This is a genomic window from Halalkalibacter sp. APA_J-10(15) (assembly GCF_023017105.1).
Taxonomy (GTDB): Bacteria; Bacillota; Bacilli; order Bacillales; family Bacillaceae_D; genus Halalkalibacter.
Genome location: NZ_JALKEV010000006.1, coordinates 1 through 24202, shown reverse-complemented (window position 1 = coordinate 24202; position 24202 = coordinate 1). Strand labels below are relative to the sequence as shown.

Sequence of the window (24202 nt, the reverse complement as noted above, 5' to 3'; positions counted from 1 at the left end):
TGTCGTAGTTCTACCAAACTGTGAAGGAGTGAAAATAAGAGATGTTATGATCCTTCCGAACAATGTTTTACTTTGAAAGATAACATTATCGGAATTGATTGGGGTAAAAATGGTGATAAAGCTATTCAAACAACCATGAGAAAAGAAGAAGATGGAACATTAACTCTTGTTGAAGTTAAAGAGTTAAGCAAAGAATAGTCGCGTAGTTCCAAATTAAAAAGGTCTATGTTCAACATAGATCGTCGTGGAACGTCCCAAATAATTTAATAGCCTGGCCGAAAAACGGAGGGCACAAATAGTTAACGAGAATATCGTTACCTGTTTGTGCCCTCTTTTTATTTTAAAAAGGGGGAATAACTATGGACAAATTAAGAGAAGAATATCGTAAATCACTAAAAATGGTGGAAGATGCTAAGAGAAAAGCAAATGACAATGATCGTGATTTATTAAATCATATGGCTAGTGACTTAAGGTTCACCATCGAATGGATGCGAGTGGGACATCACCCTGGTCATCGTCGGGGGATAGAACGTAGAGCAGCTTATCAAACAGAACAACCTATGGATCCATTAGTTATGCAATCGTTTGTAGCTAATCAAACAAGTTCTAATACTGGAATCTCAGAACATCAAAAGGAAATGATTGAAGAGGCACTTAGTAAATTAACGAATCGTGAAAAAGAAGTTTACTTGTTAGTAAGAGGAGAAGCTTATTCAAGGTCTGAGGCTGCTAAAGTATTAGGAGTATGTAAGGGGACTGTGAATAACATCATGAAACGTTGTGATCAGAAAATAAAAATTAAAAAAACAACATCATTTTTCAATGCTCCACTAGCAAATTAGTGGAGTTTTTATTTTTTGTCGCCCGTTTGCCACCTATATATAAGAAATGATTTTTGAAAGGAGTGTGAAGGTATGTGAATGTCGTCCAACCTATTAGAGATCCCAAAAAAGTTCATGATATAGCAGAGTTTTTACAAAAGATCAGTGAACGTAACTATATGCTTTTTTTCTTAGGTATTAATACAGGATTAAGAATTAAAGATATTCTGAATCTTAAAGTTAAGGATGTCACTGGACATTATTTAACACTAAGGGAATTCAAGACAAAAAAGCAAAAGCGTCAACGCATCACTCCTGATTTATATAGGGAGTTAAAAAAATATTGTTCTGGAATGAACAATGATGAATATTTATTCCAATCAAGAAAAGGCAGCAATAAACCAATAGTAAGAGAAACCGCTTATAGAATTTTGCGAGAAGCAGCTGAAGCAAACGGGTTGGACGAAATCGGATGTCACACACTACGAAAGACATTTGGTTATCATTTTTACAATCAGACAAAGGATATTGCTTTGCTACAGAAATTATTGAATCATACAAGTCAGGCTGAAACATTACGTTATATTGGAGTGGATCAAGACGCAATGGATAACGCAATGAGAAAGTTCAAAATCAAATAATTGATGTCATGTGAATGCTTTTTTTATGCCCTATATATCACATAAATTATTTATTGTGACATTCGTTTTGTTAATAAAGCCTAGCTTAGTTATGACAATGGTTTTGAGTTAAAGGTGAATATAACTCCCTCTAAGATATATGACATTCAAATAATATATTCTAGGAAATATTCCCCTTTTATGAGAAAATAGTAGAAAAATAGGGGGATGAATAATGGAAGAGAAAAAGGAAGCATTTATTATTACACCTATTGGTCCTGATGATTCATCTATCAGGCGTGCAGCCGATGGTCTAATAGATTCAGTGATCGCACCAATATTAGAAGAAATTGGATTTGAAGTTGAAGTAGCACATCGAATGACTACCACTGGTTCAATTACAAAACAAGTTATTTCAGCTATTGTAAATTCTGAATTGGTTGTGGCGAACTTAACAGGTTTAAATCCAAATGTAATGTATGAGGTCGCTATTAGACACGCAACTAGGAAACCTTTAGTTCAATTATGCGAACACGATACTAAATTACCGTTTGATTTAATTGAAGAGAGAACAATTATGTATAAGAACGACATGGCAGGAGTAGTGGAAGTTCAAAAGAATTTTGGAGAGATTGTTAAAGCCGCGATGAAAGATCAAGTTGTTGATAATCCCATATATAGAGCTATTCAAGACGATATGATTTTAAAAGAAGTGAAGGCTAATGATCCTAAGCAGTATCAAGTTCTACGAAAAATTGAAGAATTAGAAGAAAAAATAAATGTAAATATAAAAAACGACAGAATTAACGAACGTAATCACAGTTATAACTCTCTTCACAAGGGAAATAAAATTTATAGAGGAGAATTATTATGCGAATATAAAAAAGGGACACATACTGACTGTAAAAGGTCACTAAAAAGAATCTTTAATACGTATTCTATGGATTACGATATTAAATTTATTATAAAAGATGTTGAATCAAATAAATTCAAAGTAATAATTGACTCTTATGATAGCAACACGTTAATAATTTTAATGAAAGAATTAGAAGATAAAGAAGAGTTTACTGTTTTAAACGATGATATGCGTGTAGTGAACATTCAATATAAATAAGAGAAGTGTGAAGCATATGCGAACTACTCATCCTTTCTACAAATCTAAGCCGTGGATCAAGAAACGTGATCGCATGCTAAGGCGTGACAATTATGAGTGTAGAGAGTGTGGCAGCAGTTATGGGCCATCATATTTATCCGTTTGATGAGTACCCTGAGTTAAACTCAACAGCATTAATTTAATTAGTTTGTGTAATAGATGCCATTCAATTCAAGTATCCGTGGAAAAATCATAGACAAACCGTAGACTCTTTCTGTGTTATAGTGATAGTGTGAAATAAATACGGATAAGAAGCAGTGACCTTTTTAGGGATCGGTGCTTCTTTTTTCTTGAAGGAAAACCTCTCCTTTTGTCGAATTAGTCGACAAGGAGAGGTGAAAATGAATTTTGATACAAAGTATTTAATAAGATGGGGAATCCCAGGTTGGACTTTACTTATTATAGTTGCTACTATGTATACATTTAATAATTTGGATCAAGTATTAAAAAGCAGTGAGAATATCGATATAATTAGTTTAGCGGGACTTTTGCTATCAGCTGGATTTATAGGAGTACCAATAGGATATTTGTGTCATCAATTTTATTTTTCTGTGAATTGGATATTTAGATTTGATGTTGTAATTACATTATTTTATTTTATGAAAATTAGGTTATTAAGGAAAAATGCCACGGAAGACTCTATTAATTTAATTAAAGAGGAGTATCGTCATAAAGTTCAAGATGGATTTAAGCCCTACAATCACAGTGGTTATTATCACTTTGAGGCTACCTGGCATGAAGAGCTAATTAAATTAGATGCCGATAAAAGAAATTACATAGCAGAAAGATATAGACATTATTTAAATACAATTCATAGTCTGGGAGCTCTGCTTTCATCACTAATAATAGCATTATTAATAAATTTAATTTTTGTTTTAAAAGTTAAAGAGATATCAAATCTAGGCTATGCTTCGTGGACGCTATTATTATTAAATTGCTATTTGATAGTAGCTGTATTTGCAGGTTTTAGGTATTATTCTAACAACTTAATCTATTTTCAAGCACACATGTTAAATAAAATATTTGATAAAACAATCAATAACACTAAATGAGGTCACCTTTCTGGTGGCTTTTTTATTTTATAAAAGGAGAGTGAAGCTTGTGGAAGTCATTAAAAGCTTAGAACACATATGCAATAGTTGCGGAGCTAAACTCGTCGTACCAGAGGAAAAGTGCAAAGATGGAATGAGGTGTCCTGCTTGCAACGGCCATTTCGTTTTTACAGGCAAAGTAGAAACTATTTCTTTTCACGGTGATGGAGAAAGGCTAGGGCATCAGACACCATTACTAGTCATCGAATTAGAAAATGAAACAGCTGTACCAAAAGTCATTTACAAAGGTAAAGAGATCACGAAGAAGGCGAACTTATTCTTTGATTGGGAGACAAAGACAGGAGATCATTCTGATGGTGGGTTAACATATGCCATTGAGTATCTTGAAGATGATAAAGAGTATCCGGTTGTAAATCGAATCGAACGAAGAGTGGATGGGCATGCGTTTGATTAAAAACTATTTGTTAAATGAGGTGATCGAATGGCGAAGGATTATGCAAAGAAGTTTTATAAGAGTGCTGCTTGGAAGAAGTGTAGGGCATCTTACTTCTCGTCAAAGCACGGTCTTTGTGAGAGATGTCAAAATCCCAGGAGCAATAGTACATCATAAACAATATATAACACCGTATAACATCAATGATCCTGACATTACGTTGAATCATAAAAATTTAGAACTGTTATGTCAGGACTGTCATAACAAAGAACATCATGAGAAATATAGTCCAGTTGTCCGCGGATTGATGTTTGATGTGGATGGGAATCTGGTGAAGAAATGAAACGCCCCCCTATTTTTATTTTGGCGCGTCCGTCTTGGGGACCGAGAGGGGGAGGTTCAAAAAATATACAGGTCATTTTTCATATGAGGGGGGGTTAGCCGATGAGTAGACAAATGTCAAAAGCGAATCAAGATAAAAAAATTGCTATAGAAATTGAGCGTTTGAATAAAATTTTTGCTGACTTATCGGCGGAAAAAAAGAAAGTTACTCAAAGATTAATAGAGCGAGTTGCTTTTATGACAATTACCCTCGAATTGCTTGAAGAACAGATTAAAAATCAAGGTGCCGTGTACAAATTTAAAAACGGAAAGCAAGAAATGATAGTGGAACACCCTGCTCAGAAGTCATACAACACTATGATCAATCGGTATACTTCTGCATGCGAAAAACTTTTTTCTCTTTTACCTAAAGAACCTCCATCTACCGGAGAAGAGGAAGATGGATTTGAAGAATTCGTGAATGATCGATGAGTAAAAAAAGAACGGCGGTTTCAAGCAAAAGTAAGAGGGTGCATTATCCATTATCTTATAATCCGATTTTAGAATATTGGAATAAGGTCGAATCAGGAGAGGTTATTTCAGGGGATAAAGTAAGGCGAATCTATAAAAAACTAGTAGATGATATTCACGATCAGAATTCGGTATATGAATACAACTCGAAACGAGCCAATCATGCTCTAGAATTCATCGAAAATTATTGTAAGCATTCAAAGGGAAAATGGGCCGGAAAGCCAATAGATCTTGAATTATGGCAAAAAGCTTTTATTGCTGCTACATTCGGTTTCATCCACAAAATTGATGGCACACGAAAATATCGTGAGGTCTTCTTAGTCGTAGCAAGAAAAAACGGGAAGTCTACATTGTCATCTGGTATTTGTTTATATTTACAAATTGCTGATGGTGAAGGAGGAGCTGAGGTTTATGCAGTAGCCACGAAAGAGAAACAGGCTAAAATCGTTTGGTCTGAATCAAAAAGAATGGTCAAGAAATCGCCTGTACTTTCTAAACGAATAAAAACTCTTGTGAAAGAACTGAATGCTGACTTTAACGATAGCACCTTCCAACCAGTCGGTAGCGATAGTGATACATTAGATGGATTGAATGTTCACGGAGCTTCCTTAGATGAAATTCACGCATGGAAGGATAAAAACCTTTATGACGTCATTGTGGACGGCACATCGGCACGTGAACAACCTCTCATCCTCATGATCACCACAGCAGGCACAGTACGAGAGGCCGTTTATGATTTGAAGTATGAAGAAGCCGAAATGCTTATAAATGGATTTGATGACCCAGACGGATACAAGGACGATAGGTTTCTCCCCATTATTTATGAATTAGACAAGAGGAACGAATGGAAAGACCCTTCAATGTGGAAAAAGTCTAATCCTGGATTAGGTACTATCAAAAAAGTTGATCAATTAGAAACGAAGGTCAATAAGGCAAGAGCTAATTCAATGCTTGTAAAAAACCTATTGACAAAGGATTTTAATGTCAGAGAAACATCTACGGAAGCATGGTTAAGTTTTGAGGAAGCTAACAATATCGACACATTCGATTTAAAAGAATTAAAACCACGATATGCAATTGGTGGAGCTGATTTATCGCAATCAGTGGATTTAACTGCTGCATGTGTAATGTTTAAAATACCAAATGATGATACGATCTACGTCAATCATATGTATTGGTTACCAGAAGATCTATTAGAAGAGCGTACAAATGAGGACAAAATACCTTACAACCTATGGAATGAAAAAGGGTTACTGCGAACAACACCGGGAAACACCGTTCATCATAAATATGTAACAGAATGGTTTGTGGAAATGATGACTGAATATGATGTATACATTCCTTGGACTGGATATGACAGATGGTCAGCTAGATATTGGGTAGAGGAAATGCAAAATCATTTCGGTAAGGAATCTATGATACCTATCGCACAAGGAAAACAAACTTTATCAAGTCCTATGAAGTTATTAAAAGCGGATTTGAAATCAAAACGAATAAATTATGGTAATAATCCCATTACTAAATGGTGTTTAACAAATACCTCAATCCATGTAGATGAAAAGAATGACACGATTCAGCCTGTTAAGGGTACTAATCAAAGAAGGCGTATAGATGGTTTAGCTTGTATGCTTGATGCTTATGTCGTGTTCAATGATAAACAAGCAGATTATGAAAATATGATTTAAGGAGTTGATAAACATGGCAGATATTGAAAAGTACGCTCCAAAAAGCGGACGAGTAATCGCAGAGGATGGCAGTATTCATAATATCGTTGATCTATTAGGTGGCGGTAATGGTGGTGGAGGTGGGGGCGATACCCAAGCAATTGTTGACGCTGTTAATAGCTTGAAGATCGAAGGTATTCCAGAGATCTTAACAGGTCAAGTGGATCCGGGAGACGAGGGAGACTATCCTAAAATGATCGCTCCTTCAGGTGCAGCGGCCATTAAAATCCAAGCTCCTTCGACCAATACAGAACCATTAATGGTGTCAGATCAACAAAACGGAATGTTTGGAGCATGGGAGGTTGCACCTGGAACATCTGAAGAGTTTTTCTACGACACTGTTTATGTATCACTAGTAGATGGAATAACCGATCCGCAACAGGTGACGTTCAAAGCGGTTCGATATAAGTGAACGTGATGAGAGGGTATTAAGGAGGTGATTACAATTGGCTTAATCCAATGGATGTTTGGTAAAAAGGCAAGTATGAAGCCAACCTATACAAGTTATAAGCTTATAAATGATATAGGTGATGGTTTTTATGCTTGGCAAGGTAGTATTTATAAGAGTGATATTGTCAGAGCGTGTATTCGTCCTAAAGCAAAGGCTATAGGTAAGCTTATGGGGAAGCATATACGAGATAATGCAAATGGTTTTGTAGATAGTCCTGATCCAAATATAAAAATGCTTTTGATAGACCCTAATCCATTAATGAGTGGACAGATGTTGCAAGAAAAACTAGCTGTTCAACTCGAATTGAATAACAATGCGTTCGCCTTGATAAAACGAGATCCGAGCACATTACTTCCAACGGAGATCTATCCCATACCTGCCCTTGAAGTCGAAATGCTTGAGGGTCCACATGGAGATATGTATCTTCGTTTTTATTTTGAGGATGGAAGTAAGATGGTAGCTCCTTATTCGGATGTGATTCATCTAAGGCAAGACTTTAACAAGCACAATATGTTTGGTGACAGTCCACAGGACGCTCTTATTGATCTTATGGACGTTGTAAAAACGATCGACCAAGGGATCATTAAGGCTATTAAAAATTCAAACATCATCAAATGGTTACTTAAATTTAACCAAACGTTACGGCCGGAGGATATTACAGCAGAGACAAAACGATTCGTTGATGATTTTTTATCTTCTGAGAGTAAAACTACAGGCGCTGCTGCTACAGATGCGAAAGCAGAAGCAAAGCAAGTCGAGTATAAGAGTTTCGTTCCAGATGAAAAGCAGATGGGCAACACGACAGAGCGCATCTATAATTTTTTCAACACGAATAAGGCGATTGTACAGAGTGACTATACAGAAGATCAATGGAATGCCTACTATGAGTCAGTCATCGAACCCGTTGCCATGCAGTTAGCAAATGAATATACTCGCAAGCTATTTTCAAGGCGTGAAAGAGGTTTCGGTAATAAGATTGTGTTCGAATCAATCAGTCTTCAATATGCATCTATGACAACCAAACTTGCATTAGAACGCATGGTTGATAGAGGAGCGATGACTCCCAACGAATGGAGAAAGATTCTTAACATATCTCCTATAGCAGGCGGTGACAAGCCGATCCGTCGATTAGATACGGCAGAAGTAAAAGATGCAAACACTAACGCCGTCGAAGGGGGTGAGGACGATGAACAAAACGGAGACCAGGGAACTACTGACGGATCAGATTGAAATTCGTGAGGACGAAGATGGAAATCGAACACTTTCAGGCTATGCGGTTAAATGGGAAAAGAAGTCACAAATTTTAGGTTATTACCGTAAATTTCGTGAACAGTTTAAAAAAGGTGCTTTCGCTGATTCGTTATCAAAAGACGATCAGCGTTTTTTATGGTCTCATGATGTATCTCAGGTCTTAGGCCGAACTAAAAACAACACATTGAGATTAGAAGAGGATAGCACAGGATTACGTTTTGAACTTGATCTACCCGATACCACGTTAGGTAACGATACTTACACATCCATCAAGAGAGGAGATGTGGACGGGGTTAGTTTTGGCTTTCAAATGCAAGACGATGAAATGGACGAGCCAGACGACGATCTTCCTTTAAGAACAGTAAAAAAAGCTAGGTTGTTAGAAGTAAGTGCAGTGGCTTTTCCGGCCTACCCAGACAGCGAAGTGAGCGCAAGGGGGTATGACCCAATCAAAGGGTACATCGAGAAAGAACAAGAAGAATTACGCTCAAAAATTTATATTTTAAATAATCTATAGGAGTGATTTACATGAACAGAATAAAAGAAATCTTAAAAAGAAAAGCTGAAATCAATGAAATTTTAAATGATGAAAAGCGCAGCAAAGATACTGATTTAAAGGCATTAGAAAAAGAAGTGCGTGAACTGAATGAAGAATTAGAAGAGCTGCAAACTCGTCAACGTTTGCTAGATGAAACAAAGCAAATTGAAGATGGTCAAGTTCAAACGAGAAAAGTTGAAACGTTTGGCAATTCGAAAGAAGAAAAACGGGAAAAGGGTCCTGACTCTGAAGAATACCGTAAGGCTTTCATGAATTACGTATTACGTGGAGACAAGATTCCTACTGAATTGCGTGATGATGAAATCACATTTACGGCTGATGTAGGTTCTGTTATCCCGAACACTATTCTAAACCGCATCATTGAAAAATTAGAAGCAACTGGCATGATTTTACCACTTGTCACGCGTACATCCATCAAAGGGGGCGTAACGGTTCCAACTTCGTCTGTCAAGCCAGTAGCAACATGGGTTGCAGAAGGCGCAGGAAGCGACAAGCAGAAGAAAACAACAGGTTCCATCACATTCGCCTACCACAAACTACGTTGCGCGGTTGCAGTGTCGCTTGAGGTTGATACGGTTACACTAGAAATCTTTGAAAGTGTACTTGTAAACAATATCGTTGAAGCAATGGTTAAAGCTCTTGAACAAGCAATTGTTAGTGGAGATGGAACAGGCAAACCAAAAGGTATCCTTGCTGAAACTCCTGCAGATGGTCAAGCGATTGATGTTGCCAAAATCGAATATCAAACGTTAATTGATGCTGAATCAGCGCTGCCGCTTGAATATGAGAACGGAGCCGTGTGGACGATGACGAAAAAGACATTCATGAGTTTTATCGGAATGGTAGACAACAATGGTCAACCGATTGCTCGTGTGAATTACGGAATTAACGGACGCCCAGAACGTACTTTATTAGGACGTACGGTTGTTCTTTGCAACTATGTCGATAGTTTCGTAACAGCGGATACTGGAAGCCCGTTCGCTTTCTTGTTCAACTATACAGATTACATTTTAAATACTAATTATCGAATGGGCATTAAAAAATATGAGGACAACGATACAGAGGATCAAGTTACAAAGTCTGTAATGCTTGTAGATGGAAAAGTGGTAGATGTTAATTCTCTTGTAGTCCTTAATAAAGCGGACGCTGCATAAGGAGGGGTAGATGATGCATAAAGTCAAAAGATCGTTCTTTGATAAAACAGACAATCTTAAACCCTATAGCGTAGGCGAATCTTACTCTCATAAAGATGAGGGAAGGATCGCTCATTTAGTTGAAAAGGGTTTTTTGGAAGCTAAAATGTCAGAAAAAGAACCAGAAAAGGAACCGGAAAAAGAAGAGAAACCGAAGCGTACTAGAAAAACGGGTGGTTGATTATGGCCTTGATCGATGAAGTAAAAACGGCTTTACGTATTAGTTCATCAAATACAGTGTTCGATGGCGAGGTTCAGGGGTTAATCGATACAGCGAAAATAGATTTGGTACAAGCTGGTGTCCTTGAGACAAAGGTTAACCCAGATCCACCAGATGAACCAGACGCCATTATCAAAAGAGCTATTATCACCTATGCAAAAGCTAACTTTGGCTATGATAATCCCGATGCAGACCGTTTTCAATTGGCTTATGTGAGTTTGAAACAACATTTATCTCTCTATGGCGGATATAAGGCGAGTGTTCCTGATGAGACATAAGGATGTAATTGAATTATTGTCTATAACGATTGTTGAAGATGATTTGAATAATCAAATAGAACAAGAAGTCCCAAGACCAGTTTTCGCTAATGAATTCGATATAGGCGCAACTGAATATTATAGTGCAGGCGCCCAAGGTTTAAAACCTGAAAAACGTTTCGAAATCTATGCTTTTGAGTATAGAGGAGAAACAAAATTCAAATACAATGGTAACGAATATACCATTATCCGAACTCAAACAAAAGGCGAAAAAATACGTCTGACGGGAGAGAAAAAGAATGGCTAATATTGATATCGCAAAAGAAATTACACAAGCATTGAAGGAGTATACAACGGAAGTGGAAGAGGGATTGGAAAAAGCGAAAGAAGACGTTGCGAAGGATACAGCGAAAACACTTCAACGCACAAGTCCAAAGAAGACCGGTAAATATGCAAAGGGTTGGCGAGCAAAGAAGGACGGTAAAGGCTGGACGGTTCATAATGCAAACAAACCGGGACTCACTCACCTTTTGGAAAAAGGATATGCAAAAGTCAGCGGAGGTCGTGTGTCAGGCAAACCACACATTTATCCTGCTGAACAGTCTGCAATCAAAGAATTTGAATCGAAAGTTGAGAAGGTGATTAGAGGATGACGTTACAGGAATTGAATACATTGCTTGAAGCTACAGGACTTCCTGTAGCTTATTCTCATTTTAAGGCGACTGACAATAATCCAGTTCCAGATCCTCCATTCATCACCTATTTAGTGTCAGGTTCAGATAATTTAATGGCCGACAATAAAGTGTATAAGAAAATTTCTAATGTCGAAGTGGAACTTTATACTAAAAAAAAGAATTTAGAAGTAGAACAAAAATTAGAAGATTTATTTGATGAAAACGGAATACCTTATGAAACTTATGAAACATGGATCGAGAGTCAACGAGTGTTTCAGAAAATATATGAAATTGGAGTGATATAAAATGCCTGAAGAAAAAGTAACTTTTGGATTATCAAATGTTTATTATGCAACATACACAATCACTGATGGAGTAGTTACTTTTGATACTCCTGTCCCTATACCTGGTGCTGTGGAAATGACAAACGACGCGGTTGGAGATCCAATAAAGTTTTATGCTGATAACATGGTTTATTATCAAGGAGATAATAATCAAGGATATGAGGGAACATTGACCATAGCACGATTGCCTAACTCTTTTAAAGAAGATGTCCTGGCGGAAGAGTTAGAAGATACTGATAGCGTATTAGTAGAATATGCCGATGCTAAAACTAAACCTTTTGCGCTGTTATTTCAATTTGAGAATGATTTAAACGCTCGTAGACATGTCATGTATAATTGCAACGCACAAAGACCAAGTGTTAATTCATCCACAAAAACAGATTCTACTGAACCTAACACGACAGAATTACAGTATAACGCTGCTCCAATTATGATTAATGATAGACCGATTGTTAAAGCAAGTACGACTCAAGCCACATCTCCTGCTGTTTATAACGCTTGGAACACGACAGTTTATCAACCGCCTGTTTCAGCATAAGAAAGGATGATTAGTTAATGGAAAAAACAATAGAAATAGATGGGAAAAATATCCGATTTAAGTCAACGGCTGCAACTCCATTACGATATAAAGCACAGTTTCACAATGATTTTTTTACTGACATTATGAAAATGGAGAAATTGACGAAAATTAAAAGTAAAAATCCAACTTATGATCAGTTGAAAGCATTAGATACAGAAGTTTTTTATAATATTTGTTGGGTTTTGGCGAAAACAGCTGATAAAAAAATACCAGAACCTCTTGATTGGTTAGATGATTTTGACGAATTTCCTTTATTTGAACTACTACCTCAATTACAAGAACTCATTATAAGCACCTTACAAACTAAAAAAAAGTAGATGAAAACGAATCGACTGGTGATCCACTCACTACCGATTCTTTTTTGTTTATGTGTAAAAGAGCGGGATTATCTCTTGTTGATATGGAGATTATGACAGTCGGCGGAAGTATGGATTTTATTGAAGAATATGTCGACTGGCATAATCCAAAGAAAAAGAAACATCGACGAGCGAATCAATCAGACTTCGATAAATTTTAGGGAGGTGAGGTGTTGTCGAAACGAATCAAAGGAATCACGATTGAATTAGATGGGGACACACGCGGATTAGATAAAGCTTTGGGGGATGTCAATAAGCGTTCCCAAGACGTTAATAAGGAATTGCGCGACGTTGATCGCCTTTTGAAATTTAATCCTGGTAATACTGAATTAATAGCTCAAAAACAAAAGCTTCTTGGAGACCAAGTAAATAACACACGCGAAAAACTTAATAAACTTAAAGACGCTGAAAAAGAAGTACAACGTCAATTTGAAAATGGCGAAATAGGAGAAGAACAGTATAGAGCTTTTCAGCGCGAAGTTGTTGAGACGGAAAGTAAATTAAAGCATTACGAGAGTCAATTAGAATCAACTCAAGAAAAAACAAAGTCCTTTGCAGATCGTGTAGAAGAATCCGGCGAAAAAGTGAAAAAAGCAGGTGAATCCACACAGACAGCTGGAAAGAACATGACAAAATGGGTTACGGGTCCAATCGTGGCAGGTGCAGCTGGATTAGTTGGTTTAGCGACCGCTTCTGGTCAAGCAGCTGACCGTATACTTGATTTATCGTCAATCACAGGTTTATCTACCGATTCGATACAAGAATGGCAGCATGTTGCTAAGATCGCCGGTGTGGAAGGAGAAACAATGACGAAAGCAGTTGAAGGATTAGTGAAGAAAATCCCTCAACTTAAAAAAGAAGGCGGCCCTGCCACTGAAGCTCTTGAAACCATGAATCTCACCTTTGCAGATTTAGAGAAAATGTCACCGGACGAACAAATTGATACGATCACAAAAAGTTTAGCAGGAATGGAAGATGAGCAAGACCGAAACGCAGCCGCTTCACAGTTGTTTGGCGGTGCTTGGAAGGATATTGCCCCGATACTCGACATGGGCACAGGTGCAATAGAAGAAGCGAAGCAGGAAGCGCATGACTTAGGTAGAGTGATGAGTAAGGATAGCTTGAACGATGCTAATGAATTCCGTATTGAAATGGACAAGTTAATCGGAATGATACAAGGATTTGCTTTGCAAATTGGCGCTGACCTTGCTCCAATGTTACGAGATACGTTAGGTCCTATTATACAAGATACGATTATACCAGCTTTACAAACATTCGGAGAGCATATACGTAATGTGTTAGACTGGTTTAAAAACTTATCTCCAGAAATGCAGAATTTGATTTTAATCATCATTGGCATAGTTGCTGCAATAGGACCATTTTTAGTCATACTAGGAACAGTGATGAAGGTAATAGGAACCTTAATGACCATGGTAAAAGCTGTAGGTGCCGTTTTCGCACTTTTAACTGGTCCTGTAGGAATTGTCATAGCGATCATTGCAGCACTAATAGCGATTATTGTTCTAGTAGTGAAAAATTGGGAAACGATTAAAAAGAAAACCAAGGAAGTATGGGATTTTATTAAGAGATTCTTAAAAAGCACTTGGGATTCAATTAAAAAAACCATTGAATCTGTTTGGAATGGGATAAAGAATTTCTTCACGTCTTCATGGGACGCGATCAAATCTATTTTTACATCTGTTTTAAGCTCAGTTGTTAATTTTGTATTAACTAGATTCAATAACATTAAAAGTAATATTTCAAACGCAATAAATGAAGCAAAAACCATTATATCAAATGTTTTGAATACTATAAAATCGACGTTTTCTAATATTCTTTCTAATGTCGTGAACGGTGTAAAATCACGATTCACAGCGGTTAAAAACGCCGTAAAAAAAGGAATAGAGGCAGCTTTAAATATCGTAAAAGGTCTAGGTAAATCATTTTTGAATGCTGGTAAAGGGTTAATTGATCAAGTGGTAAAAGGAATAACGGGGGCTATTGGGAAAGTAAAGGAAGCAGTTGGAAATGTCGCTTCTACGATTCGTAATTTCTTGCCGTTTTCTCCTGCTAAAGTGGGACCATTATCTGATCTAGATAAGTTAGATTTCCAAGGGCCTATTACGGATTCTATTTCAAAAGGAATGCCGAGAGTAGAAGCATCAATGAAGGATATGTTACAAATGCCTACTATCGAAGGTGGCTTATCTTCTTCCGCCAACAATGCTAGTATCCCACAGGATGTACAAGTGAATCTATCTGATGTGCAAGCGGTGATGAAGATAGCTGGACATGAGGTAAAAGGGCTTATCCAATTTATTACGAGTCAACAAGCAGATACAAAAAACAGAGCGCTTAGACAAATTAAAGGGAGGGTAACGTAATGAAGCTAAAAATGACCTATAATGGCATTACTCTCCCTATTGAAGTCCTTCATGTGGAAGGAAGAGGTGTTGTTGAATTTGATACAACTACTTTAACAGTTCCCTCTCGTGACAGCTCCTATTATGTTAAAAGACGTTTACCTGATAAACCAATGCCTGTAGAATATGTGATCGAAAATGACGGTTTAACGGATATAAGAACTAAAATCGATGAATTAAATGCGGTTTTAATAGTTGGAAATGTTGTTCCGATCACATTTTCGGATGAGCCAGACAAAACCTATTATGTGTATTTAAACGGATCACCTGAGGGGGATGAACACTATTTCATTTCTCATGGAGTCTTGCCATTCATGAGGAAACCATACAAATACGGCTCAAAAGAAACGGCTAATCTATCAGAACTAGAAGAGGAGTTTACAACTGATTTTGCGGGTAAGATAGCCGATAGTACAGTAAAAAATCCGAATATGGCAAGCATGAATATGCAACAGTCAGATCTCCAACCTCCAAACGGTTCGTGGGGGAGTTATAACCAAATTCGATATAATTCAATCAGTCAATTGGATGGAGATCTTGCTATAACAAGTACGAATAGAGATGGGGATTTAACACAACAGCTATTTTCTTTCGATCTCATTCAAGTGATCGAAAGAAAATTCGGTATTACCATTCCTGGTGCTACGATATCAGATAAAGCACAATGGTGCAGAGATAATATCACACGCCTGAATTGTAACTGGTGGGGATGGGGGAGTTATCCAGGAGGGAACATGGCAAGCCTTGCACGATGGTACAATCCTCAAGAAACTTGGGTATTGAATTCAAATGGGAGTACAACTGATGCAGATACTGTCACACGCATAAGAAATGTTGAAAGTAGCAATGTGGGTATACCAAGACTCATAGATTCAAATGGGTTTGTACATTTTATGGCTTATGCAGAACCTAGTGATGGAGCGTCGCTATCTAGATTACTTACCGATTATGTAGACCTAGAAGCGTCAATTAAATTACCTACTATCATGGTAGAAGGAAACGCAGAAGCCTATCCTTTTTTCGACATAACATTTACACAATCCACTTCTGGATACACACTTACTCACGGGCAATCTGGTGAACATATTCGTTTGATACGTAACTTTTCACCTGGGGATGTGCTTGAGATCGATACATCAAAAAGAAAAATCACATTAAACGGAATCGTTAACATGACGATTCTGTCTTTTGATTCTTCTTGGTTCACATTAAAACCAGGTTACAATGGTATTTTTACTGATCCTAGTAGCGCTGCAACTGTAGAAGTGACATACAGATCGAGGTGGTATTGATGTCAGACTTAATGATATTTGACGTAAATGACAATCTTTTAGCGGTATTATCTAATGAGGGTGAGACCTCTTGTCCGTTTTGGGATGCGCCATTTAAAGAGGAACTAAATCGTGGTTCTACCTTTGAATTCTCCGTACCTGCTGACCATCCTGATGCTTTTCATGTGGAAGAAGAAAACCAAGTTGCTTTTAAAGACAAAGACGGCTTTTTCCGTCTTTTTTTTATTAGAGAAACCGACAGTATTGACGGATCAGACGGCGCAGAAATACGCGCCTATTGCGAATCAGCATTTATGGAGTTAGATGATGAACCGATTGAAGATAGACGTCCACAAAACACCACATCGCTTAATGCATTAACAGTAGCACTTGAAAATACACGTTGGATCGTCGGAACAGTAGCATCACTTGGTAATCGTTCCACGAATTTTTACTATGAGAGTGTGAAAAGTGCAATAGAAAAAATCATCAATACATGGGGGGGCGAACTACGAGATAGAATTGAGATAAATGGCAATCAAATAACAGGACGGTTTGTCGATCTACTATCTAGAAGAGGAGCCGATACAGGAAAGCGTTGGGAAATTGATAAAGACATTATTGCTATCAATCGTAACGGGAAATCATACCCAAAAACAGCGCTTTATGGTCGTGGTAAAAGTTTAGAGACTGAGGGTGGAGGATTTTCGCGCAAAATCACCTTTGCTGATGTGGTTTGGTCAGTTGCTAACGGTGATCCAGTAGATAAGCCTGCCGGACAAGAATGGGTAGGTGATCCTGGCGCCCGTGATATATATGGTTATCCTAATCCTAACGGCTCCCGTCGTCATCGTTTTGGATTTTACGAAAATGGAGAACAGGAAGATCCAGAGGTTTTACTGCAACAAACTTGGGACGCGTTACAACAAGCAAAACTGCAATTTGCAAATTATAGCATTGACGGCGTGTTGCTTGGTGACATCGAGGGGTATGAATTTGAGTCTGTACGATTAGGTGATACAAACATTGCGATAGATCGTAACTTTGCCAAGCCGATTGAAGTAGAACTCAGAATTATTGTCTATGAGTATGACGTAGCCAATCCTGACGATGTTGGAAAAGTAGAGATGGGACAATTCATCGAACTCTATATTGAGGATCGAGAGTTACAAGATATAAAGGCGAAGATTGATAATAAAGAGGGAATATGGGATCGAGCAGGTGAACCAATTGACGGTAACGACTTGCCGGATATCATTCCTGATGTTCCCACTCTCACAGCAGAGGGACTATTCCAAACTGTTAAATTAGAGTGGACATTCCAAAATGAGTTGTATGTTGCTGACTATGAAGTATATGGATCACAAGTTTCAACTTTTACTCCCGGACCATCTAATTTGCTATTCAGAGGTAAGACCTCAGGATTTATACATTCCGTTGATACCAATCAACAATGGTATTACAGAGTAAGAGGGGTTAATACGCATGGAAACGCAAGCGCATATAGTAATCGAGCTTCAGCCGAAACGCAAAGGATCCTTACAGATGAAATCATGTTTGGTGCGATTACCACAGACTTATTAGCGGATTTAGCTGTAGATGCTGAAAAACTTGCTAATTCAGCCGTAACCGCAACTAAAATAGCTAATCTTGCCGTTGGTACAGCAGCAATCGAAAACGGAGCTATCACCAATGCTAAAATAGGCAACTTAGCCGTTGATACAGCGCAAATACAAAACGGGGCAATTACTAATGCGAAAATAGGTAACTTGTCAGCGGACAAGATCACGACTGGTACCCTTTCAGCTATCGACATAACAGGCGTAAACATCACAGGTTCTACGATCACCTCGGTAAGCGGCAATAATAGTGTCGTAATGACCGCAGGAGGGGTGATAACAACAGGGGTTGATGGAGGTCTTGTTTCCACAACAAATATGTCGGCAGGTAGGTATTTTGTTGAATCAGAAATCGTTGAAGGATCTTACGAACGAATAAGTTTAGGAGGATTTGGGCCATCTTTTATGAGGTATTATAATACTCAAGCTAACTTTAACGCAAATCGACCTGAAAGCTCACTACGGTTCACCTCAGGCGGTAGTACACATGGTCCAATGTTATCTCTTGTCAAATATGACGACAATGTAGGTTTGACAGAGGTGATAGGCAGGCTTCGAATCTCTTATCCGGATGGGGGAAATCCGATAATAGCCGCTTTAGATGGAGATGGAGACGGCATAACTCTTGAACTATCCATAGACTCTGATGAAATAAACATATCAGGGGGTATTGCTGTAGGCGGTTCCATTACTATGAATGCCAGTGGCAGTACAAGATGGATCGACTTAGGAAACGGAAACAGACATTCTACCTTTAGCGATTATAATACTCTTTACTGCTACTCCAATAGCGGTTCAAGAGGTGTTGCCATAAGAAATCCTAATGACCAAGGCTATTTGATGTTATGGGAAAATAGCGGTTTTTGGAGGGTGAACAGAGACTGGATTTCCACAACCTCATCATCTGCAAATATGAGAATATTCACCAGTGATACAGCTGAATTCTCACGAATTGCGCTTGTATCATCTAGGCGCGATTTAAAAAGGGACATTAATCCACTAGAAATTACAGAAGAGCAACTAATGTCTTTGAACCCGATTACGTTTTTAGATAAAGCAGAGTATGAGGAAAAGGGCGAAGAAGCTAACACACAAATTGGGCTGATTGCTGAAGATGTTTTTGACGTGCTGCCAATTTTAGCAGAGTTAGGAGAAGATGGAGAGCCGGTAAGTGTAAGATATGACAGGATTGGGGTTGCATTATTGCCATCGTTTATAAGGTTGTTGCAACGTGTAGGGGAATTAGAAAGTAAATTAGAGGAGGAAACGACGAATGAACGTTGATGCTGAGAAAGTGATTAATAATCTATTAACCAAACTAGCCAACAAAGAATACCGAATCGCTTTGCTAGAAACTCAGATTGCAGAAATGTCTGCACAATCGCAAAGCCAAAAAGAAGGAGCCAAGTAAGGCTTTTTTATTTTGGAAAAAAGAGAGGAGAAAATGAATATGGAGTCGTTATTTAAGTGGGCTGTAGCTTTTATTGCTACAGCTATTTCATTTTTATATGGAGAGTGGACGATGTTATTGCAAATCTTACTTGCGCTTGTGATTATCGATTATGTATCAGGAATTTTAGCAGCAGGAATGTCAGGTCAAGTCAGTAGTCGCGTTGGCTTGATGGGGATTGCTCGTAAAATATTTATTTTCGTCATGGTGGCTGTGTCTCATCAAGTAGATAAAATTTTGCTAGAAGTAGGACTTGAAACAGAATCATTGATAATGACCGCATCTATTGTCTTTTATCTAGTCAATGAGTTGATCAGTATAACAGAAAATGCAGGACGCATGGATTTACCTGTACCTAAGAAGTTAAAACAAGCAATTGAAATTTTAAAAGGAGAGGATCAATAATGAGTACATTTATTTGGCCAACAGACACAAAACGAATCACGAGTGGATTTAGAACATCGAGTAGACCGGATCACCACGGTATTGATATTGCGGAAGCAGGCGTACGAACGATCTTTGCTGTAGCAAACGGAACCATATCGCGGTCTTATGTGTCTGACAGTTATGGCGAGGTTATCTTCATAACGCATCAAATTAACGGACAAACATGGGAAACGGTCTATGCTCATTTGCGTACTGGATCACGAGGTTTTTCAGTTGGACAGACGGTTAGACAAGGACAACAGATCGGGATCATGGGCAACACTGGTCGATCTTTTGGGCAACATCTACATTTTGAACTACATCGCGGTAGGTGGAACATTGAAAAGTCTAATGCGGTAAATCCTGTTGATTTCCTTGAGAAAAATTTAACACCTCCCACAGTTGCAAACCTTAATGAAGATGGTAAGTGGGGAAATCAAACTACACGAGCGTTACAAGAGCATCTTGCCACCGTTGTGGACGGTTATCTAAGTAATCAATCACGCAACAGCATCACGCAAGCACTATACGGCACAACTGTTCAATTCGGAACAGGTGGTAGCTTGGTTATCAGAGCATTACAACGTAAACTAAAAGTTAAGGATGATGGATTACTTGGCCCAATCACTGTACGAGCACTACAGAAAAATTTAGGCACTGTACAAGATGGTAAGTTAAGTCGACCGTCTATGGTTGTACGTGAGCTGCAACGTCAGTTGAATAACGGTACATTTTAAAATTAAAAAGAGCCCTTCACTTGTGTGAGGGGCTTAACTCCTTTCAACCGTCATCAAACAATCAACCTTAATCGTTAAAATATCATCCTCTGTACGAACTTTTATATATTTCTGCTGCTGATCCACACGCTCCACAATACCAACGACCTCACAAAAGTCACCATCTTCCCAATACACAACTTTTACATCTAACTCATGCTTTAAACTGTCCATGACAACATGACCAATTTCCATAAGCTCCTGTTCATCCAACGTAGGCTTAGAGATTTTGTCTTGTGCATCTCTCCATTGCTTTAGAGCAGCAGTATGTTCAGGTAAAACAAATTTCATTTCCCATAGTTTATTACCTCTATGCAGCTTTTCCATGCGATCACCTCACTTGTCATTATACACAAACGGGTGTTCTTATTTCAAGGTATAAAAATATCCTCCTGTATCCACAAGAGGATAAAAGCGCACAACAAATAAGCCGTTGTGTTTGCTATTTTGTTTGTAATGGTAGTTGGAATTTATATCAGGTAGGTTTTTAAGAGGTTACTGCTAGTTGCTCAAGTTGAATGTGTTGTATGTAGTCAGAGTACCATTTAGGATGCGGTAAAGAGACAATGACTTCTTCGCTGATCCATTCGATGGCATTTTGATCATAAAGCTCATCTAAGAGTTTATACAAAGTTTTAGGAGTATGCCCGGTTTTGTTGCACAAGGTGGGGATAGTAGGTAATACTCCAGCCTCACATAGTCCGTTAATGACAATTAGTATTAAGTTTTCTTCAGTATGCAATTTTGATCTCTCCTTTCTTTTGTAATAGGTAATTAGACATTGGTAATGATAATTCCTTCTTTTTTCCAAAAAGAAAAAAACACCTACTAAAAGGATAGTAAGTACATCATCTCGAATTATTGGATAAGTATTTGGGAAAATCCCATAATTTAAATTTATCACATTCGTAATGACAGGTAAAGCGTTGGTATATCAATGTTCTTTATCCTGTATTATGTTTTATTTAAGGGAAGTGATGTATATCGACGGCTTTCCTTGGATGCGATCTATTTCGGAGAGGGAAGGGCTACTAAATGATAAATGGAAGAAAAAGCTTAACTTAAAGCAATACGTCTATGATCGCTATAAGGAAACGGTCAATGAAACACCTCGATTTGAAGCAGATACGAAGGAAGAAGCACGGAGAAGAGAAGTTTCATATTTGAATATTATTTGGTTTATGACCAATTTATTAGACCGAAAAGATCGTATGAGTATGGGAGCGAGCTTGGAAGTTCGAGTACCCTTTTCAGATCATCGCTTAGTAGAGTATGTATGGAATATACCGTGGGAAATGAAGAGATTACATGGTCGAGAGAAAGGGATTTTAAGAAAAGCATTGGAAGGTCTTCTTCCAGATGATGTATTGTATCGTAAGAAGAGCCCTTATCCGAAAACATACCATCCTCACTATACGAAAGCTGTGCAAGAGGAGATGAAGAAAGTACTCATGCAAAAGGATGTTGCTTTATTTGAGTTTATTGATAAAGACTCATTGAAAACAGTAGCTGAAAATGGGGGCTTCGATCAAAATGTTCCTTACTTTGGTCAGTTGATGGCAGGACCTCAGCTTCTTGCTCATTTTATTCAAATGAATGAATGGCTAAATCACTATAACGTACAAATAAAAGAATAATTAATAAAAAGGTTTCTTAAGCATGAATCGCTTAGGGAACCTTTTTATTTGTTAAAATTGATATAATTAATGAGACAGTCAGTATTTGAAAAAATTATTTTAATATTGAAGTGTATGTTGCATATTTGAACCAATTTTAATGAAAAGATTAGGTTTATGATCATGTAAAAACGTATAATAAAAAGTGATGGAATTCGTAAAATGGCCTTCCGTTCTTGTAGTAAGAACGGTATGTTCTGTAACCGTGAGCAGGACTAAGAAAATGCCAATAATTTTGAAGAATGAAAATTTCTTAAGACCTTCTTCTGAGATCATCATTAATGGTAATATATGATAATAATAAGCAGTTAATTAAAAGAGGAGTGGTTTTCGTTGAATAAACGTATCGCAATTGTGACAGGAGCTGGAAAAGGAATAGGTAAGGCGATTGCGATTGCTTATGCAAACAGAGGTTTCCAAGCGATTGTCGTTGATGTAAACGAGTCGGATGCTATTGAAACTGTACAATTCATTGAAGATCATAATGGAGAAGCAGAGGCCATTTATTGTGATATTAGTCATGTAGGGGATATTCAAGCATTAGTAAAGAAAGTGAACAGATCGTATGGAAGAATTGATGTGCTTATTAATAATGCTGGTGTGTCACAATTTAATTCTCCTTATGAGCTTACGGTTCAAGAATGGGATCGAGTCTTAAATACGAATGTACGGGGAGCATTTTTTTGTTCACGAGAAGTAGCTAAGGTTATGAAGCAACATGGTGGAGGCTCAATTGTTAATATTGCTTCTACGAGAGCATTCATGTCTGAACCGCACTCAGAAGTGTATGCAGCTTCAAAGGGGGCGATCGTTTCTCTTACGCATGCACTAGCTGCCTCATTCCAAGACGACTTGATTCGAGTGAATGCAATTAGCCCTGGTTGGATTCATACTGGAGATGAGAAGAGCTTACGGCAGAAAGATCATGATCAACATTTTTCAAAAAGAGTTGGCAAGCCGGAAGATATCGCAAATGTATGTTTATTTCTTACAGATGAGGGGAATGAGTTTATCAATGGAGAAACGATTATAATTGATGGGGGGATGACACGGAAGATGATGTATGAGCAATAAACTTTACAATATGTTAAAGTGATTCAATATCAAACTATTTGACATTGAATTATCGTCGCGTTACAATCAAAATAGTAAAAAGAATTGATGCGTTCTTTTTATGCTCATATAATTCAGTATTGTATTATATGACTTCAAATTAAAATAAAAATGTTTGGGAGGAATTTTCAAATGTCAGTAAAGTTAGCAGTTATTTATTACAGCTCATCAGGTACTAATTATAAACTTGCCAATTGGGCTAAAGAAGGTGGGCAAGCAGCAGGTGCTGAAGTGAAAGTTTTAAAAGTACCAGAACTTGCACCTCAAGCTGCGATTGATTCTAATCCAGCATGGAAAGCACACTTAAAAGAAACAGCAAATGTACCTGAAGTTACACTCGATGATCTGGAATGGGCAGATGCAATTGTATTTAGTGCTCCAACGCGTTTTGGTAACGTCCCTGGTCAATTAAAGCAGTTCCTTGATACGACAGGTGGATTATGGGCTGAAGGAAAACTAGCTAATAAAGCAGTAAGTGCCATGTCGTCAGCTATGAATCCACATGGTGGTCAAGAGAAAACGATTCAAGCTATTTATACAACAATGTATCATTGGGGTGCGATTATTGCAGCGCCAGGTTATACAGATCCGGTGACATTCGCAGCTGGAGGTAATCCTTATGGTACGAGTGTTACGGTTACACAAGACGGTGAATTGGTTGAAGATGTTCAGGAAGCAGTGAAATATCAAGCGAAACGTACAGTCGATGTAGCAAAAGCATTACAGTCATTATAAAAATACATGACAGAACAACGAGACGATTCAATCGTCTCGTTGTTTTTATTATATGGGTTTAAAACCACGTGTTCTACACGTGTGAAAATAAAACTTCTAGAGTGGTAAAGTGACAGAAAAAATCTCCAATCGTTATAATAGAAAATGGCCGTCAAACCAACTTCTATAAAACG

The 24202-nt window shown here is 37.8% G+C and carries 30 protein-coding genes and 2 pseudogenes; 30 read left to right on the top strand and 2 right to left on the bottom strand.

The genetic code is table 11. The features are described from left to right. The first annotated feature begins 72 nt into the window (after positions 1-72). The 27 genes and pseudogenes from MW695_RS22680 to MW695_RS08395 all read left to right on the top strand — a co-directional run bounded on the left by MW695_RS22680 (position 73) and on the right by MW695_RS08395 (position 20466). On the top strand, positions 73-198 hold the full coding sequence (locus MW695_RS22680) for a hypothetical protein (RefSeq protein ID WP_260505892.1): 126 nt from the start codon (positions 73-75) through the stop codon (positions 196-198). Positions 199-359: 161 nt separating this feature from the next. After that, positions 360-842 (top strand): sigma factor-like helix-turn-helix DNA-binding protein, encoded by a 483-nt coding sequence (locus MW695_RS08520; protein WP_247104843.1) that lies wholly within the window; start codon positions 360-362, stop codon positions 840-842. 74 nt (positions 843-916) lie between these two features. Further along, positions 917-1462 (top strand): site-specific integrase, encoded by a 546-nt coding sequence (locus tag MW695_RS08515; RefSeq protein ID WP_247104841.1) that lies wholly within the window; start codon positions 917-919, stop codon positions 1460-1462. Between the two features lie 214 nt (positions 1463-1676). Then, entirely contained in the window at positions 1677-2555 is an 879-nt protein-coding gene (locus tag MW695_RS08510; RefSeq protein WP_247104840.1) for a hypothetical protein, read from the top strand. Between the two features lie 380 nt (positions 2556-2935). Continuing rightward, positions 2936-3646, top strand: a complete 711-nt coding sequence (locus tag MW695_RS08505; RefSeq protein ID WP_247104838.1) for a BA5345 family protein — start codon at positions 2936-2938, stop codon at positions 3644-3646. A gap of 49 nt (positions 3647-3695) precedes the next feature. Next, the gene (locus MW695_RS08500; RefSeq protein WP_247104837.1) at positions 3696-4100 is read left to right on the top strand and encodes a hypothetical protein; all 405 of its coding nucleotides are present in this window, start codon (positions 3696-3698) and stop codon (positions 4098-4100) included. Positions 4101-4127: 27 nt separating this feature from the next. Next, positions 4128-4422 (top strand): annotated as a pseudogene (locus tag MW695_RS08495) (HNH endonuclease). Between the two features lie 101 nt (positions 4423-4523). Next, positions 4524-4892, top strand: coding sequence for a P27 family phage terminase small subunit (locus MW695_RS08490; RefSeq protein WP_247104835.1), 369 nt, complete (start codon positions 4524-4526; stop codon positions 4890-4892). After that, entirely contained in the window at positions 4889-6616 is a 1728-nt protein-coding gene (locus MW695_RS08485) for a terminase large subunit (RefSeq protein WP_247104833.1), read from the top strand. Before MW695_RS08490 ends, MW695_RS08485 begins: the two co-directional genes overlap by 4 nt. Positions 6617-6629: 13 nt before the next feature. Then, entirely contained in the window at positions 6630-7067 is a 438-nt protein-coding gene (locus MW695_RS08480; protein WP_247104831.1) for a hypothetical protein, read from the top strand. A 33-nt stretch (positions 7068-7100) separates the two neighbouring features. Continuing rightward, positions 7101-8336, top strand: coding sequence for a phage portal protein (locus tag MW695_RS08475; protein WP_247105108.1), 1236 nt, complete (start codon positions 7101-7103; stop codon positions 8334-8336). Next, positions 8293-8874 (top strand): HK97 family phage prohead protease, encoded by a 582-nt coding sequence (locus MW695_RS08470; protein WP_247104828.1) that lies wholly within the window; start codon positions 8293-8295, stop codon positions 8872-8874. Before MW695_RS08475 ends, MW695_RS08470 begins: the two co-directional genes overlap by 44 nt. Positions 8875-8885: 11 nt before the next feature. Then, positions 8886-10070 carry a phage major capsid protein gene (locus MW695_RS08465; RefSeq protein WP_247104826.1) on the top strand — a complete coding sequence of 395 codons (1185 nt, stop codon included), beginning with the start codon at positions 8886-8888 and terminating at the stop codon, positions 10068-10070. 13 nt (positions 10071-10083) lie between these two features. Continuing rightward, positions 10084-10290 (top strand): hypothetical protein, encoded by a 207-nt coding sequence (locus tag MW695_RS08460; protein WP_247104824.1) that lies wholly within the window; start codon positions 10084-10086, stop codon positions 10288-10290. A 2-nt stretch (positions 10291-10292) separates the two neighbouring features. After that, positions 10293-10607 (top strand): head-tail connector protein, encoded by a 315-nt coding sequence (locus MW695_RS08455; protein WP_247104822.1) that lies wholly within the window; start codon positions 10293-10295, stop codon positions 10605-10607. Continuing rightward, positions 10597-10893 (top strand): phage head closure protein, encoded by a 297-nt coding sequence (locus MW695_RS08450; protein ID WP_247104821.1) that lies wholly within the window; start codon positions 10597-10599, stop codon positions 10891-10893. Before MW695_RS08455 ends, MW695_RS08450 begins: the two co-directional genes overlap by 11 nt. Further along, positions 10886-11239, top strand: a complete 354-nt coding sequence (locus tag MW695_RS08445) for an HK97 gp10 family phage protein (RefSeq protein ID WP_247104820.1) — start codon at positions 10886-10888, stop codon at positions 11237-11239. The genes MW695_RS08450 and MW695_RS08445 overlap by 8 nt, the downstream gene beginning before the upstream one ends. Next, positions 11236-11565 (top strand): hypothetical protein, encoded by a 330-nt coding sequence (locus MW695_RS08440; RefSeq protein WP_247104819.1) that lies wholly within the window; start codon positions 11236-11238, stop codon positions 11563-11565. Before MW695_RS08445 ends, MW695_RS08440 begins: the two co-directional genes overlap by 4 nt. Position 11566: 1 nt before the next feature. Continuing rightward, the gene (locus MW695_RS08435) at positions 11567-12142 is read left to right on the top strand and encodes a major tail protein (RefSeq protein ID WP_247104818.1); all 576 of its coding nucleotides are present in this window, start codon (positions 11567-11569) and stop codon (positions 12140-12142) included. 17 nt (positions 12143-12159) lie between these two features. Beyond that, positions 12160-12501: a hypothetical protein gene (locus MW695_RS08430; RefSeq protein ID WP_247104817.1), complete on the top strand. Its 342-nt coding sequence runs from the start codon at positions 12160-12162 to the stop codon at positions 12499-12501. Between the two features lie 50 nt (positions 12502-12551). Further along, positions 12552-12701: a hypothetical protein gene (locus tag MW695_RS08425; RefSeq protein WP_247104815.1), complete on the top strand. Its 150-nt coding sequence runs from the start codon at positions 12552-12554 to the stop codon at positions 12699-12701. A 12-nt stretch (positions 12702-12713) separates the two neighbouring features. Beyond that, positions 12714-14924, top strand: coding sequence for a phage tail tape measure protein (locus tag MW695_RS08420; protein ID WP_247104814.1), 2211 nt, complete (start codon positions 12714-12716; stop codon positions 14922-14924). Continuing rightward, positions 14924-16255: a distal tail protein Dit gene (locus MW695_RS08415; RefSeq protein WP_247104813.1), complete on the top strand. Its 1332-nt coding sequence runs from the start codon at positions 14924-14926 to the stop codon at positions 16253-16255. Before MW695_RS08420 ends, MW695_RS08415 begins: the two co-directional genes overlap by 1 nt. Beyond that, positions 16255-19137, top strand: a complete 2883-nt coding sequence (locus MW695_RS08410; RefSeq protein ID WP_306421116.1) for a phage tail spike protein — start codon at positions 16255-16257, stop codon at positions 19135-19137. Before MW695_RS08415 ends, MW695_RS08410 begins: the two co-directional genes overlap by 1 nt. Then, on the top strand, positions 19127-19264 hold the full coding sequence (locus MW695_RS08405; protein ID WP_247104812.1) for a hypothetical protein: 138 nt from the start codon (positions 19127-19129) through the stop codon (positions 19262-19264). Before MW695_RS08410 ends, MW695_RS08405 begins: the two co-directional genes overlap by 11 nt. A gap of 39 nt (positions 19265-19303) precedes the next feature. Further along, positions 19304-19708 carry a phage holin family protein gene (locus MW695_RS08400; protein WP_247104811.1) on the top strand — a complete coding sequence of 135 codons (405 nt, stop codon included), beginning with the start codon at positions 19304-19306 and terminating at the stop codon, positions 19706-19708. Then, positions 19708-20466, top strand: coding sequence for a M23 family metallopeptidase (locus MW695_RS08395; protein ID WP_247104810.1), 759 nt, complete (start codon positions 19708-19710; stop codon positions 20464-20466). The genes MW695_RS08400 and MW695_RS08395 overlap by 1 nt, the downstream gene beginning before the upstream one ends. 33 nt (positions 20467-20499) lie before the next feature. Here MW695_RS08395 and MW695_RS08390 read toward each other — a convergent pair whose 3' ends face one another. Both MW695_RS08390 and MW695_RS08385 read right to left on the bottom strand, forming a co-directional pair. After that, the gene (locus tag MW695_RS08390; RefSeq protein ID WP_247104809.1) at positions 20500-20832 is read right to left on the bottom strand and encodes a YolD-like family protein; all 333 of its coding nucleotides are present in this window, start codon (positions 20830-20832) and stop codon (positions 20500-20502) included. Between the two features lie 160 nt (positions 20833-20992). Continuing rightward, positions 20993-21247, bottom strand: coding sequence for a hypothetical protein (locus MW695_RS08385; protein WP_247104807.1), 255 nt, complete (start codon positions 21245-21247; stop codon positions 20993-20995). 217 nt (positions 21248-21464) lie between these two features. Between MW695_RS08385 and MW695_RS08380 the strand changes: the two are divergent. The 3 genes and pseudogenes from MW695_RS08380 to wrbA form a co-directional block, all read left to right on the top strand. Continuing rightward, positions 21465-22142, top strand: a pseudogene (locus MW695_RS08380) (asparagine synthase-related protein); the annotation flags it as partial. A gap of 372 nt (positions 22143-22514) precedes the next feature. After that, the gene (locus MW695_RS08375) at positions 22515-23255 is read left to right on the top strand and encodes an SDR family NAD(P)-dependent oxidoreductase (protein WP_247104805.1); all 741 of its coding nucleotides are present in this window, start codon (positions 22515-22517) and stop codon (positions 23253-23255) included. Positions 23256-23426: 171 nt separating this feature from the next. Then, positions 23427-24029 carry an NAD(P)H:quinone oxidoreductase gene (gene wrbA / locus MW695_RS08370; RefSeq protein ID WP_247104803.1) on the top strand — a complete coding sequence of 201 codons (603 nt, stop codon included), beginning with the start codon at positions 23427-23429 and terminating at the stop codon, positions 24027-24029. Positions 24030-24202 lie beyond the last annotated feature (173 nt).